Source organism: Amycolatopsis rhabdoformis (assembly GCF_035918295.1).
GTDB classification, from domain to species: Bacteria; Actinomycetota; Actinomycetes; order Mycobacteriales; family Pseudonocardiaceae; genus Amycolatopsis; species Amycolatopsis rhabdoformis.
Genome location: NZ_CP142149.1, coordinates 2,932,914 through 2,945,780 on the forward strand (window position 1 = coordinate 2,932,914; position 12,867 = coordinate 2,945,780).

Sequence of the window (12,867 nt, forward strand, 5' to 3'; positions counted from 1 at the left end):
TTACCTTAACGGCCGTAGGTTGACGGTAGGTGACGGGATCGGGCCACGGCGTCGGCCGCTCGCCGTCGAACCGCGTCAGCCAGTGTGACAGGGCTCTCCACCTGCGCGTCTCCGGCCAAACCGAGGACCAAACGGACCATCCAGGACTCGTCCGCATAGCGCATCCGGATCCGCAGGCGGCCACCGTCGAGCTCGGCCAGCTCTTCGCACGGGTAGTACTCCGCGACCCAGCGCGCGTCCGGGTCGAGCACCAATTCGGCCTCGCACTGGTCGGGGCGCGCGGAGAACACACCGTCGGACAGGTCGGTGGGCCGGGCGTGCGCCGGCGGCGCGGCGGGTTCGTCGAGCACGGTGAGCTCGTCGATGCGGTCGAGGCGGAACAGGCGCACGTCCTCGACGCGGCGGCACCAGGCTTCGAGGTAGCCGACGGCCTGCACGATGAGCAGCCGCATCGGGTCCACGGTGCGTTCGGTGATCTGGTCCTTCGACGCGGTGTAGTAGCGCATCCGCAGGGCGCGCCCGGCCTGCAGCGCGGCCGCGACGTCCTCCCGGGTCTTCGCGGCGCGTTTGCCCTCCCGCACGCCGCCGCCGACCACGACGCCGGCGGGCTGGGCCTGGCCCGCGGCGTCCTCGATCTTGGCGATCGAGCGGCGCACGGCGTCGCCGTCGACCACGCCGGGGGTGTCGGCCAGGGCCCGCAGTGCCACGAGCAGGGCGGTGGCCTCGCCGCCGGTGAGGCGCAGGGGGCGGCTCATCCCGGCGTCGTGGGTCACCACGATGGTGTCGCCTTCGAAGGACAGGTCGATGAGGTCGCCGGGGCCGTAGCCGGGCAGGCCGCACATCCACAGCAGTTCGAGGTCTTTGCGCAGCTGGCGCGGGGTCACGTCGAAGTCGTGGGCGGCCTCGTCGACGCGCACGCCGGGGCGGGCGAGCAGGTAGGGCACGAGCGCGAGCAGGCGGGGCATGCGCTCGGTGGAGCCGCTCATCGGGCACTCCCCTGCTCGGCGCGGGCGAGGACGGCTTCGAGGCGGTGCTGCACCGATTTGGCGAGCACGTCGGGTTCGAGCACGAGCACGTCGGGTCCTTGGGCGGCGATCCAGTCGGCGGCCGATTCGGGGAAGTACAGGCCGATTTCGATGAGGTCGCCTTCTTCGCCGTCGAGCGTGTCGCGCCCGACGATCTCGCCGCGACGCCGGACACCGGCGGCGCGGCCGTCGGCGACCCACAGGCGGGCGGTGGTCACGGGGCTCGGGTCTTCACCGCCACCGGTCACGGACACGAGCTGCAGCAGGTTCACCCCGTCCGGCCGGGTCACCGCGCCGGGCTCGCCGACGGGGGTGACCTTGCCGGTCACGCGCGAGAGCCGGAAGCAGCGGGTGGCGCCGCGGTCGCGGTCGTGGCCGACCACGTACCAGCGGGCGCGCCAGGACACGACGCCCCACGGTTCGAGGGTGCGCATGATCCGCTCGGGTGAGCCGCTGCGCCGGTATTCGAACCGCACGGCCTGGCCGTTCTGCACGGCGGCGAGCAGCGGCCCGAACGCCGGTTCGGCGCGCACGCGCGGCTCGATCACCGTCGGTGCCTGGTCGTCGACCTCGACGCCGGCGGCGCGCAGCTTCACGAGTGCGCCCTGGGCCTGGCCGGTGAGCTCGGGTGAGTCCCACAGGCGCACGGCAAGCCCGACGGCGGTCGCTTCGTCGGGCGCGAGGTCGATTTCGCCGAGCTCGTAGTCGCGGCGGGCGATGCGGTAGCCCTCCACCGGGTCGAAGGCGGAGTTGCGGCCGGTCTCGAGCGGGATGCCGAGCTCCCGCAGCTCGGTCTTGTCGCGTTCGAAGGTGCGGAAGAACGCCTCGTCGCTGGCCGCGTCGGCGTAGCCGGACACGATGCCGCGGATCCGCTCGGCGGTGAGGTACTGCCGGGTGGACAGGAGGGCGAGCACGAGGTTGACCAGCCGTTCGGCGCGTGCGGTGGACACCCGGACAAGCCTAGCTCGCCCGGTCCCGCTCGATCGTGAGGTTCCCCGAACGGGCCGTTCGCCCGGCCTGCGATCATGGCTGACCGTGTGCCGCCGGTGACCGGAGCGTCGCGAGGAATCGGGACCGCGACGGCTTCCGGGCGTGGTCGAGGCGGCATTGCCGCAGTTCGAGCGGGTCGGCGCGGCCTTCACGAACGCGGAGACCGGGTTGGGCGTGTCGTTCTTCGGTGGCCGCCGCGAACGGTCCGCTCGCGCCGCCCGGTTCCGGCGAGGGGCCAGGTCCGCTAGCGCTGCAGACGGGCGACGCGTCCGCCGGCGCCGCTCGCCCAGCACGCGCCGAGCGCGGTGCAGTCGACGGTGTCGAAACTGCCGGTGTCGAAGCTCGTCCAGTGGCGGCCGCCGTCGGGGCTGAGGTCGCTGCCGCCGGGGCCGACGGCGATCACGGAGCCGCCGAGCCAGGCCAGGCCGGAGCGGTAGCCGGCGGGGTACTGAGGCGGCGTGTGCCAGGTGCGGCCGCGGTCGCCGCTGAGCGCGACGGCCGGGCCGGGGGCGGTGGGGTTCGCGAAGTCGCCGCCGATGGCGACGCCCTGCCACGGGGTGCGGAACGCGACCGCGAACACGCCGGCCGACGCGCTGCTGGGCAGCGGGGTGTCGGTCACGGTCCAGTGGTGCCCGGCGTCGCCGGTGTGCAGCACGCGGGCGCGGGCGCCGCCGCCGAAGGCGAGCCACGCGTCGAACGGGCCGACGGTGGCCACGCACTGGCCGCTGGCGGCGAACCCGGCCTCGCCGGGCAGGGCGGGCGGGAACGCGGTGTCGGGGATCTGCCGCCAGGTTCGGCCGCCGTCGGCGGTGGTCTGCACGCGGAACTTCCCGTCGACCGGGTCGCTCATGACGAGGCCGCGCCAGGGGTCGAAGAAGGCGACGCAGTCGTAGAAGGCGTCCGGGTCGGTGTTGCGGAAGGTCTGGCGCCAGTGCCGGCCGGCGTCGTCGGTGCGGTACACGCGGGAGTCCTCGCCCGGGCCGATCGAGAGGACCACGGCGTGGTCGGCGTCGAAGGCCTGGATGTCGCGGAACTCCAGTGTTTCGGTTCCGGGCGGGCCGACGGGGGTCCAGGTGCGGCCGGCGTCGGTGGTGCGCAGCACCGTGCCCTGCGTACCGCTGACCCACGCCACGCGCGCGCTCACGGCCGAGAGACCGCGGAACTGCGCGGTGACCCCGGTAGGGCTCAGCTGCCACGACGGGAGCCGCTGAGCGGCCGTCGCGACGCCACCGGCGGCGAGGGGAAGGACGGCTCCGAGCAGGACCAGCAACGCACGCACGACACGCATGCCCGTGATCCAACCGCATCCGGGCAACGACTTTCGTCGGAAACGAGGAAGGGGGCCGTCCGCGCGGTGCGGACGGCCCCCTTCCCCGGTGCGTTGTGGCGCTACAGCGAGCTGATCAGGCGCTCCACGCGCTCGTCGACCGAGCGGAACGGGTCCTTGCACAGCACGGTGCGCTGGGCCTGGTCGTTGAGCTTGAGGTGGACCCAGTCGACGGTGAAGTCGCGTCCGGCGGCCTGGGCGGCGGCGATGAAGTCGCCGCGCAGCTTCGCGCGGGTGGTCTGGGGCGGGGTGTCCTTGGCGGCTTCGATCTCGCCGTCGTCGGTCACGCGCTTGACCAGGCCCTTGCGCTGCAGCAGGTCGAAGATGCCCCGGCCGCGGCGGATGTCGTGATAGGCCAGGTCGAGCTGCGCGATGCGGGGGCTGGACAGGTCCAGGTCGTGCTTCGCGCGGTAGCGCTCGACCAGGCGGTGCTTGATGGCCCAGTCGATCTCGGTGTCGATCTTCGCGAAGTCCTGCTGCTCGACCGCCTCCAGCGCGCGGCCCCACAGCTCGACCACGCGCTCGTTGGCCGGGGTCGAGCCGTTCTCCTTCAGGTGCTGCACCGCGCGGGCGTGGTACTCGCGCTGGATGTCGAGCGCCGAGGCCTCGCGCCCGCCGGCGAGGCGCACCTGGCGGCGGCCGGTGAGGTCGTGGCTGATCTCGCGGATCGCCCGGATCGGGTTGTCGAGGGTGAAGTCGCGGAACTGCACGCCGGCCTCGATCATCTCGAGGACCAGGTTCGCCGACCCGATCTTGAGCATCGTGGTGGGCTCGGCCATGTTCGAGTCGCCCACGATCACGTGCAGGCGCCGGTAGCGCTCGGCGTCGGCGTGGGGCTCGTCGCGGGTGTTGATGATCGGGCGCGAGCGGGTGGTGGCGCTGGAGACGCCTTCCCAGATGTGCTCGGCGCGCTGCGACAGGCAGTACACGGCGCCGCGCGGGGTCTGCAGGACCTTGCCCGCGCCGCAGATCAGCTGGCGCGTGACCAGGAACGGCAGCAGCACGTCCGCGATCCGGGAGAACTCGCCCGCGCGGGTCACGAGGTAGTTCTCGTGGCAGCCGTAGGAGTTGCCGGCGGAGTCGGTGTTGTTCTTGAACAGGAAGATGTCGCCGCCGATGCCCTCGTCGGCCAGCCGGCGCTCGGCGTCGACGAGCAGGTCCTCGAGGATCCGCTCACCGGCCTTGTCGTGGGTCACCAGCTGCGCGAGGTCGTCACACTCGGCCGTCGCGTACTCCGGGTGCGAGCCCACGTCGAGGTAGAGCCGGGAGCCGTTGGAGAGGAACACGTTCGACGAGCGTCCCCAAGACACGACCCGCCGGAACAGATACCGCGCGACCTCGTCGGGCGAGAGCCTGCGCTGACCGTGGAAGGTGCACGTGACCCCGTACTCGGTCTCGATGCCAAAGATCCGCCGCTGCATCCCACCAGAGTAGGCGCTGCACCCCCTTGAGCGGTGCGCCGTTCGGGCGGCGACACGCGGTCGGTACGTTGCGAATCTGCGGGACCACGCGTGGGGCGACGGGCGCCGGGCGCGGTCCGGCCCTTCCCGGGAAAGAGGTCAGCGACGGTGTTCGACCAGCTCAGGCGCCCCTTCCGCAAGGTGGGCCGTACCGACCGGGCCCTTATCCGACGCAGTGCGGCGCTGCCGCGGACCCGGGCCGACGACGTGCTGGGCTGGTTGTCGAAGTCCGCGAACAAATCCCGGCTCTGGTGGGCCGTGGCGGGTTTGCTGGCCGTGCGCAAGGGCGCCACACGCCGGGGCGCGCTGCGCGGGGTCGTGGCGATCGCCGGGGCGAGCGCGGTCGCGAACCTGATCGGCAAGCCGTTGTTCCCGCGCCGGCGGCCCGCCGAGGACGAGGTGCCGGAGCACCGGCGGCTGCGCAAGCGCCCGACCTCGTCGTCGTTCCCGTCCGGCCACTCGGCCTCGGCTGCCGCGTTCGCCACGGCGGTCGCGATGGAGTCCCCGCGCGCGGGGCTGGTCGTGGCGCCGCTGGCCGGTGCCGTGGCGTACTCGCGCGTGCACACCGGCGTGCACTGGCCCAGCGACGTCGGCACCGGCGTGGTGATCGGCGTCGGCGTCGCCGCGCTGACCCGGCACTGGTGGCCCTTGCACCCCGACACGCCCGCCCGCACCGCGCACACGGCCGAAGCGCCCGAGATGCGCGACGGCGAGGACATGCTGGCGCTGGTCAACCCGCACTCCGGCGTCGACGGCCGCGACCCGACCGAGGACGTGCGCCACGCCTGGCCGAAGGCGACCCTGCTCTACCCCGACCCGCACCAGGACCTGCGTGAACAGCTCGCGGCCGAGATCGACGCCCGCGGCGGCACCGTGCGGGCCCTCGGCGTGGCCGGGGGTGACGGCACGGTGGCCGCGGTCGCGTCCGTGGCGGCGGAGCGGGACCTTCCGCTCGCCCTCATCCCCGCCGGCACGCTCAACCACTTCGCCCGCGACGTCGGCGTGCGGTCGGTCGCCGACGCCGACGAGGCCACCGAAGACGGCAACGCCGTGGGCATCGACCTGGGCGAGGTCGAGGTGCACGGTGCCGGCGAGCCCGAGCACCGCTGGTTCGTGAACACCGCGAGCCTCGGCGGCTACCCCGAAATGGTGCGGCTGCGCGAGAAACTGCAGCAGAAACACCCCAAGTGGCCTTCGGCGGCGCTCGCCCTGGCCCGCGTGCTGCGCCGGGCGAAACCGCTGCCGATCGTGCTCAACGACGAACCCGTCGCGGTCTGGCTGATCTTCGTCGGCAACGGCACCTACTCCCCCAAGGGCTTCGCCCCGTCCCGGCGCCCCGCGCTCGACACCGGCCTGCTCGACGTGCGCTACCTGCGCGCCGACCTGCCCTACTCCCGCGCCCGGTTCCTGCTCGCGATGATCACCAACAGCCTCAACGCCAGCCACGTCTACCAGCAGCTCGACGTGCCCGAACTGCGGGTGAAGCTGCTCGGCGGCAACCGGCGCGTGGCCACCGACGGCGAGGTCGGGCCGCTCGGCAACGAGTTCACCTTCCGCGCCCGCCCCAGCGCGCTCACGATCTACCGCAACCCCGACGCCCGCCTGGACCGCCAAGCCTGACCCCGCTTGACCGGCCCTTTACCCGCTCTCAACGAATCCACAGCGCCTCGTCCCTAGCGTGATCATCACCAGGTGCGGGCCACCCTGCCCGCTTCCGTTCACGGCAGGGACTTTCGTTGCGTTCTTCTTCAGGCGGCGGTTCTTTCGGGTCCGCTGTTCCCGGGCCCGCTGTTTCCGGGCACGACCCCGCGCGCCCGGTGGTGCGCCCGTGATGCCGCAGGCCGCCGTCGACCCGGTGCTGCCGGCCGACATCACCGAGCAGGCCCGTGACCTCGGTCCGCTGGAGTCACCGGCGATCTGGCTGACCGCCGCGGGCGCGGCCGTGGTGGTGCTCGCCGTGACCATCGCCCTGCGGCACCGCCGGCGCGTGCGCCGCTGGGGTGTCTCCGGCACCGTCGTGCTGGTCCTGCTCGCGGCCGTGACCGCGGTGAACAGCTACGTCGGCTACGTCCGCACCTCCGACGACCTCGCGAGGCTCTTCGAACGCGGCTCCGGCGCGGCCGACGCCATCGGCCTGCTGCTCGACGACGGTGACGACCAACCCGACGCCGCGCCCGCTTCCGCCACCGCACCGCACCAGCCAGCCTCGAATCACCCGGGGCCGACGTCCGCGGGGCAACGCATCGACGTGCTCAGCCTCCCCGACCCCGCGCACGCCGTGCCTTCGGGCGACAACTACGTACTCCTGCCACCCGGCTACGCCGACCCCGCCAACACGAACCTGCGCTACCCCGTCGTGTACCTCATCCACGGCTACCCCTACGGCGGGCCCCGCGACTGGCTCACCTCCGGCGCCGCCCCCGACGCCCTGCGCAACCTCGAGGCCGACCACGTGATCGCCCCGATGATCGTGGTCAGCGTCGACCTCACCGCGGGTGTACCCAGCCGGGACTGGGAAGGCCTCGACGTGCCCGGCGGCCCCCAGCTCGAGACCTACCTCGCCCGCACCGTGGTCCCCGGCGTCGACCAGCACTACCGCACCCTCGCCGACCGCCGCCACCGCGCCCTCGGCGGCATGTCCGGCGGCGCGTTCGCCGCCCTCAACACCGGGCTGCACCACCTCGACGAGTTCGCCACCCTGCTGCTCGCGCTGCCCTACGACGACCTCAACGACTCCATCGGCGTCCTCGACGGCCACCCCGACGCCATCGCCGCGAACACCCCACGCCACTACCTGCCGACGATGCCGTTCACCGCGCCGATCTCCGTGCTGCTCACCGCCGGCACCGGTGCACCCACCGACGTGGCCACCGCCCACCGCATCGCCGACGCCCTGCGCCGGCGCGGTCAGGAAGCCGTGGTGCACACCGAACACGGCTTCAACCACACCTGGCACACCGCTCGCGCCACCCTGCCCTACCTGCTGGCCTTCGCCGACCAGAACTTCCGCAGCCCCGCACCCACCTCGTGAGCACCGACCCCGAAACGCCGGGTGGGCCGCCCGGAAACCCGGACGGCCCACCCGACACACGTCAGCCGAGCATTCCTCGGCCGGTCACTGCTCGATCGGTCACTCCTTGGCGGAATCGCCGTCCGCTTCGCCCTCGGCCGGCTTCTCGGCCTCGTCCTTGACCGGCGGCGCCGGCAGCAGCGCGTCCAGCGCCGCCCCCGTGAGCCGGCGGAACGCCCGCCGCGGCCGCGCCCGGTCCAGCACCGCGACCTCCAGCTTGATCTGATCCGGCTCGGTCGCCGGCGCACCGTTGCCGTTCGCCGACGCCGCGGTCGCCCGCAGACCCTCGATCGCCGTCGCCAGCGCCGTGGCCAGATCGTGCTCCGGGTCCACCGTGTCCTTCAGCTTCGTGCTGATCGGCTCGGTCGTGCCACCCATCACCACGAACGGCGACTCGTCGAAGATCGACCCGTCGTAGGTCAGCCGGTACAGCTGGTCCTCCGCCTGGCTCGCCCCGACCTCGGCCACACACACCTCGACCTCGAACGGCTTCAGCTGCTCGGTGAAGATGCTGCCCAGCGTCGCCGCGTACGCGTTCGCCAACGCCCGCGCACTCACGTCACGCCGGTCGTACTGATAACCCTTCAGGTCCGCGTGCCGGATCCCCGCCACCCGCAGGTTCTCGAACTCCGAATACCGGCCCACCGCGGCGAACCCGATCCGGTCGTAGATCTCCGACACCTTGTGCAACGTCGCCGACGGGTTCTCCGCCACGAACAGCACCCCACCGGAGTACTTCAGGACCACCACGCTCCGGCCCCGCGCAATACCCTTGCGCGCCAGCTCGGACCGCTCCCGCATCAACTGCTCGGGAGAGGCATACAACGGCATCGTCACGGTGTCGGCTCCACGTTCTCCGGTGTACCGGCGGTCGAAGGTTCAGCGTTCTCGAAAGTCACCGGCGATCAGCTCGGCCGGTGGTGGGTGCGCTCGGCCCGGCCGGCCACCACGGCCTCCGCCACGGCCGCCGTCTGCTCGGCCGGCAACTGCACCGCACCGTGCTCCGCGGTGATCGTGACGACACTCGGGAAGATCCGCCGCACCAGGTCCGGCCCACCACTCGCGGTGTCGTCGTCCGCCGCGTCGTACAACGCCTCCACAGCTGCCCGCACCGCGGCATCGGCATCCGCGTCGGGATCGAACAGCTTCTTCAGCGCCGACTTCGCGAACAGCGAACCCGAACCGACCCCCGCGTACCCGGCGTTCTCCTCGTACCGGCCACCGGCCGCGTCGTAGGAGATGATCCGCCCGGCGTGCTTCGCGTCCTCGGCCTCCAGGTCGTAACCCACGAACAGCGGCACCACCGCCAGGCCCGCCATCGCCATCTCCAGGTTGGCCTTCACCATCCCGGCCAGCTTGTTCGTCTTGCCGTCCAGCGACAGCGACACACCCTCGATCTTCTCGTAGTGCGCCAGCTCCACCGCGTACAACCGGACCATCTCCACCGCCAGACCCGCCGTACCCGCGATACCCACCGCCGAGTACTCGTCCGTGACGTGCACCTTCTCGATGTCCCGGCTCGCGATCAGGTTCCCCGACGTCGCCCGCCGATCACCCGCGATCAGCACACCCCCGGCGAACGTCAGCGCCACGATCGTGGTCCCGTGCGGCACCGCCAGCTCACCCGCCCCGGCCGGCACCCGCCGCGCCGGCAACAGCTCAGGCGCCTGCGCCCGCACGAAATCCGCGAACGACGACGAAGCCGGCGAGAAATACGAGGCAGGCAGGCCAGGTCCCGAAAAACCCGCCCGAGGGGAGGTGTTGTCCATACGTGCTCTTGGTTCCCATCTGTATCGGCTGAAGAAACAACGCTCTGAGCCACCCGCCGAGCCGCCCGCCGGACCACGCCGTCGAAACCGCGCCGCCCACCACCACGACCCCGGCCGCACTCACGAAAACCGTGCCACCGACGCTCCGGCGCGCAGTATGTCGCCCCGCACCGCCGAAATCACGCAGCGGCACGCCAACCGGCGGCCACCCCCGAAACCCGGGGACGGCCACCGGCCGCGAACGACTACTCGCCGCCCTTCTGCACGTAGGCGCGAACGAAGTCCTCGGCGTTCTCCTCCAGCACGTCGTCGATCTCGTCGAGGATCGTGTCGACGTCCTCGCCGAGCTTCTCGCGCCGCTCCTGGCCCGCCGCTCCGGTGGCCTCGAACTCCTCGTCGGAGTCTCCACCGCCGTGCTTCTCGATCTTCTCCTGCGCCATATCGCCTCCCGGTGTGGCCGATGATTCCTAGCCTACCCAGCAGCCCCGACATTCGGGGCAACGCCGCGATCCCGATCCGCCGCGAGCGAACGCCCCCGACTAGTCCGAACCGGTGATCGCCTCGACCAGCTCCTCGGCCGTCGCCGCCGCGTCCAACAGCTTCCCGACGTGCGCCTTCGTGCCCCGCAACGGCTCCAACGTCGGGATCCGCACCAGCGACTCCTTGCCCACGTCGAAGATCACCGAATCCCACGACGCGGCCGCGATCGACGTCGCGTACTTCTCCAGCGCCCGGCCCCGGAAATACGCCCGCGTGTCCGACGGCGGAGTCGTGATCGCCGCCTGCACCTCTTCCTCCGTGACCAGCCGCTTCATCGAACCCCGCGTGACCAGCCGGTTGTACAGGCCCTTCGCCAGCCGAACGTCCGAATACTGCAGATCCACCAGCCGCAACCGCGGCGCACCCCACGCCAGCTGATCCCGCTCCCGGTACCCCTCCAGCAACCGCAGCTTCGCCGGCCAGTCCAACCGGTCCGCACACTCCTGCGGATCCCGCGCCAACGCGTCCAGGACCTCGCCCCAGACCCGCAGCACCTCCTTCGACGCCTCGTCCGCACCCGTGCGCTCGAGGTTCGCCGACGCGATCTCGTGATACGCGAACTGCAGGTCCAGCCCCGTGAACTTCTTCCCGTTCGCCAGCTCGACCTTCGTCTTCAACGTCGGGTCGTGACTGATCTTGTGCACCGCCCGCACCGGCTCGTCCAGCTTGAGCTCGTCGAACCGGATCCCCGACTCGATCAGATCCAGGATCAGCGCCGTCGTACCCACCTTCAGGTACGTCGAATACTCCGACAGGTTCGCGTCACCCACGATCACGTGCAACCGCCGGTACTTGTCCGCGTCCGCGTGCGGCTCGTCGCGCGTGTTGATGATCCCGCGCTTCAACGTGGTCTCCAGGCCGACCTCGACCTCGATGTAGTCCGCACGCTGCGAAAGCTGGAACCCCGCCTCTTCGCTCTGCTGACCGATCCCGACCCGGCCCGAACCCGTCACCACCTGCCGCGACACGAAAAACGGCGTCAGCCCGGCGATGATCGCGGTGAACGGCGTCGACCGCGAACACAGGTAGTTCTCGTGCGTGCCGTAGCTCGCACCCTTGCCGTCCACGTTGTTCTTGTACAACTGCAACGGCGGCTGACCCGGCACCGACGCCGCCTTCAGCGCCGCCTCCTCCATCACCCGCTCACCGGCCTTGTCCCAGATCACCGCGTCCCGCGCGTTCGTGACCTCGGGCGCCGAATACTCCGGGTGCGCGTGGTCCACGTACAACCGCGCACCGTTGGTGAGGATGACGTTCGCCGCCCCCAGGTCCTCCACGTCCGGGTCGTGCCCCGGCCCGCCCGGACCCGTCAGGTCGAACCCCCGCGCGTCGCGCAACGGCGACTCCACCTCGTAGTCCCACCGGGCCCGGCGAGCCCGCGGAATGTCAGCAGCCGCCGCGTAGGCGAGCACGACCTGAGTCGAGGTGAGCACCGGGTTCGCCGTGGCGTCCCCGGGCACGGCGATGCCGTACTCGACTTCGGTTCCCATGATCCGACGCATGTGCACCACCCTACGGGGTACGGGCGTGCGACGATGCCCCCATGCCAGGCAGTGACGAACTCGTTGCCCTCTATGACCGGGCAGGACAGGTCACGGGGCAAGCACCCCGCTCCCGCGTCCGCGCCGAAGGACTCTGGCACGCCGCCGGCGTCGTGCTCGTCCGATCGGGCGACGGCCGATCCGTGTACGTGCACCTGCGCACCCCGGACAAAGACGTCTTCCCGTCCACCTGGGACTGCTGGGCCGGCGGCGTGGTCGCCGCCGGCGAAACCCCCGCCGAATGCGCCCGCCGCGAACTCGCCGAAGAACTCGGCGTCCACGGAGTGGAACCGCAACCCCTGTTCACCAAGATCTACGACCAGGGCACCGTCCACTGCCACAACTTCGCCTACGAAGTCCGCTGGGACGGCCCCATCCACCACCAGCCCGAAGAAATCGCCGAAGGCCACTGGATGCCGCTCGACGAACTCCGCACCTGGGTCTTCGACCCCACCAGCCCCTTCATCCCCGACGGCCGCGAAGGCGTACAGGAATGGTTCCGCCGCTACGGCTGAGCAACCAGCTTCGCCACGACCTTCGGCAGCAACCGCTTCGCCGCGTCCGCCGCCCGCGCGGGCGTGCTCGCCACCACGCTCAACGCCGACACCAGCTCACCCTTCGCCAGCAACACCGTGCACGTCGAACCCTCACACCACGCCCGCTGCGCCGAAACACCCGGCTGCGGCGCCACCGTGAGCACCTGACCCGCACAGTCCGCCGCGGACACCACGTCCGCACCCGACCCGCCCGCGTACGCAGTGACCTCGTGCGTGAGCCCCGAACCGCTCGGGTACACCCAGCTCGCCGACCGCCGCTCCCCCTGCGCCAACCCCGACAGGCACCCGGACGCCTTGCCCGGCCCCGGCGTCACGCCCTCCTCGGCAACGTCCTCATCGGACAGCAGCGCCGCCGAAGCCGCGGCAGCGGCCGAAATCCGGGGATCCGGCGCGGCCGAAGGGGACGAGGCAGGCGACACGGGCGGCGGCGGGGACAGCGGCGCGGCGGACGTCGAATCGTTCACCGGAGCCGGGTCGTCGTAGTAGGTCTCGAGGTTGTTCGGCCGATGGCCACAAGCCGTCGTGAGCCCCACCAGAGCGACCGCCGCCACCGCGAACACCTGCCGATGACGCACCTGCTGACCCTCC

At 71.6% G+C, this 12,867-nt stretch carries 12 protein-coding genes; 3 read left to right on the forward strand and 9 right to left on the reverse strand.

Going from position 1 to position 12,867, the window contains the following annotated elements:
• Positions 1–5: 5 nt before the first annotated feature.
• The 4 genes from VSH64_RS13215 to pafA form a co-directional block, all read right to left on the reverse strand.
• The gene (locus tag VSH64_RS13215; RefSeq protein ID WP_326835869.1) at positions 6–986 is read right to left on the reverse strand and encodes a helix-turn-helix transcriptional regulator; all 981 of its coding nucleotides are present in this window, start codon (positions 984–986) and stop codon (positions 6–8) included.
• Positions 983–1,975, reverse strand: a complete 993-nt coding sequence (locus VSH64_RS13220; protein WP_326835870.1) for a helix-turn-helix transcriptional regulator — start codon at positions 1,973–1,975, stop codon at positions 983–985. Before VSH64_RS13220 ends, VSH64_RS13215 begins: the two co-directional genes overlap by 4 nt.
• 284 nt (positions 1,976–2,259) lie before the next feature.
• Positions 2,260–3,303, reverse strand: a complete 1,044-nt coding sequence (locus VSH64_RS13225) for a WD40/YVTN/BNR-like repeat-containing protein (RefSeq protein WP_407655643.1) — start codon at positions 3,301–3,303, stop codon at positions 2,260–2,262.
• Between the two features lie 101 nt (positions 3,304–3,404).
• Complete coding sequence (pafA, locus tag VSH64_RS13230) at positions 3,405–4,763, reverse strand: Pup--protein ligase (RefSeq protein WP_326835871.1); 1,359 nt, start codon at positions 4,761–4,763, stop codon at positions 3,405–3,407.
• A 147-nt stretch (positions 4,764–4,910) separates the two neighbouring features.
• Here pafA and VSH64_RS13235 point away from each other — a divergent pair, with 147 nt between their 5' ends.
• The gene (locus VSH64_RS13235; protein ID WP_326835872.1) at positions 4,911–6,422 is read left to right on the forward strand and encodes a bifunctional phosphatase PAP2/diacylglycerol kinase family protein; all 1,512 of its coding nucleotides are present in this window, start codon (positions 4,911–4,913) and stop codon (positions 6,420–6,422) included.
• Positions 6,423–6,633: 211 nt separating this feature from the next.
• On the forward strand, positions 6,634–7,833 hold the full coding sequence (locus tag VSH64_RS13240; RefSeq protein WP_326835873.1) for an alpha/beta hydrolase: 1,200 nt from the start codon (positions 6,634–6,636) through the stop codon (positions 7,831–7,833).
• Between the two features lie 99 nt (positions 7,834–7,932).
• Here VSH64_RS13240 and prcA read toward each other — a convergent pair whose 3' ends face one another.
• The 4 genes from prcA to dop all read right to left on the reverse strand — a co-directional run bounded on the left by prcA (position 7,933) and on the right by dop (position 11,683).
• Positions 7,933–8,709 (reverse strand): proteasome subunit alpha, encoded by a 777-nt coding sequence (gene prcA / locus VSH64_RS13245; protein ID WP_326835874.1) that lies wholly within the window; start codon positions 8,707–8,709, stop codon positions 7,933–7,935.
• Between the two features lie 68 nt (positions 8,710–8,777).
• Positions 8,778–9,641 carry a proteasome subunit beta gene (gene prcB, locus VSH64_RS13250; protein ID WP_326835875.1) on the reverse strand — a complete coding sequence of 288 codons (864 nt, stop codon included), beginning with the start codon at positions 9,639–9,641 and terminating at the stop codon, positions 8,778–8,780.
• Between the two features lie 245 nt (positions 9,642–9,886).
• A complete protein-coding gene (locus VSH64_RS13255; RefSeq protein ID WP_220240779.1) occupies positions 9,887–10,081 on the reverse strand; it encodes a ubiquitin-like protein Pup in 195 nt (64 codons plus the stop codon).
• A 99-nt stretch (positions 10,082–10,180) separates the two neighbouring features.
• Positions 10,181–11,683, reverse strand: coding sequence for a depupylase/deamidase Dop (dop, locus tag VSH64_RS13260; RefSeq protein WP_326835876.1), 1,503 nt, complete (start codon positions 11,681–11,683; stop codon positions 10,181–10,183).
• A gap of 41 nt (positions 11,684–11,724) precedes the next feature.
• On the opposite strand from dop, the gene VSH64_RS13265 reads away from it, so the two are divergent.
• Positions 11,725–12,237, forward strand: coding sequence for an NUDIX hydrolase (locus VSH64_RS13265; protein ID WP_326835877.1), 513 nt, complete (start codon positions 11,725–11,727; stop codon positions 12,235–12,237).
• On the opposite strand, the gene VSH64_RS13270 is transcribed toward VSH64_RS13265, so the two are convergent.
• On the reverse strand, positions 12,228–12,854 hold the full coding sequence (locus VSH64_RS13270) for a hypothetical protein (RefSeq protein WP_326835878.1): 627 nt from the start codon (positions 12,852–12,854) through the stop codon (positions 12,228–12,230). The two genes, VSH64_RS13265 and VSH64_RS13270, sit on opposite strands and share 10 nt — an antisense overlap.
• Positions 12,855–12,867: the final 13 nt, after the last annotated feature.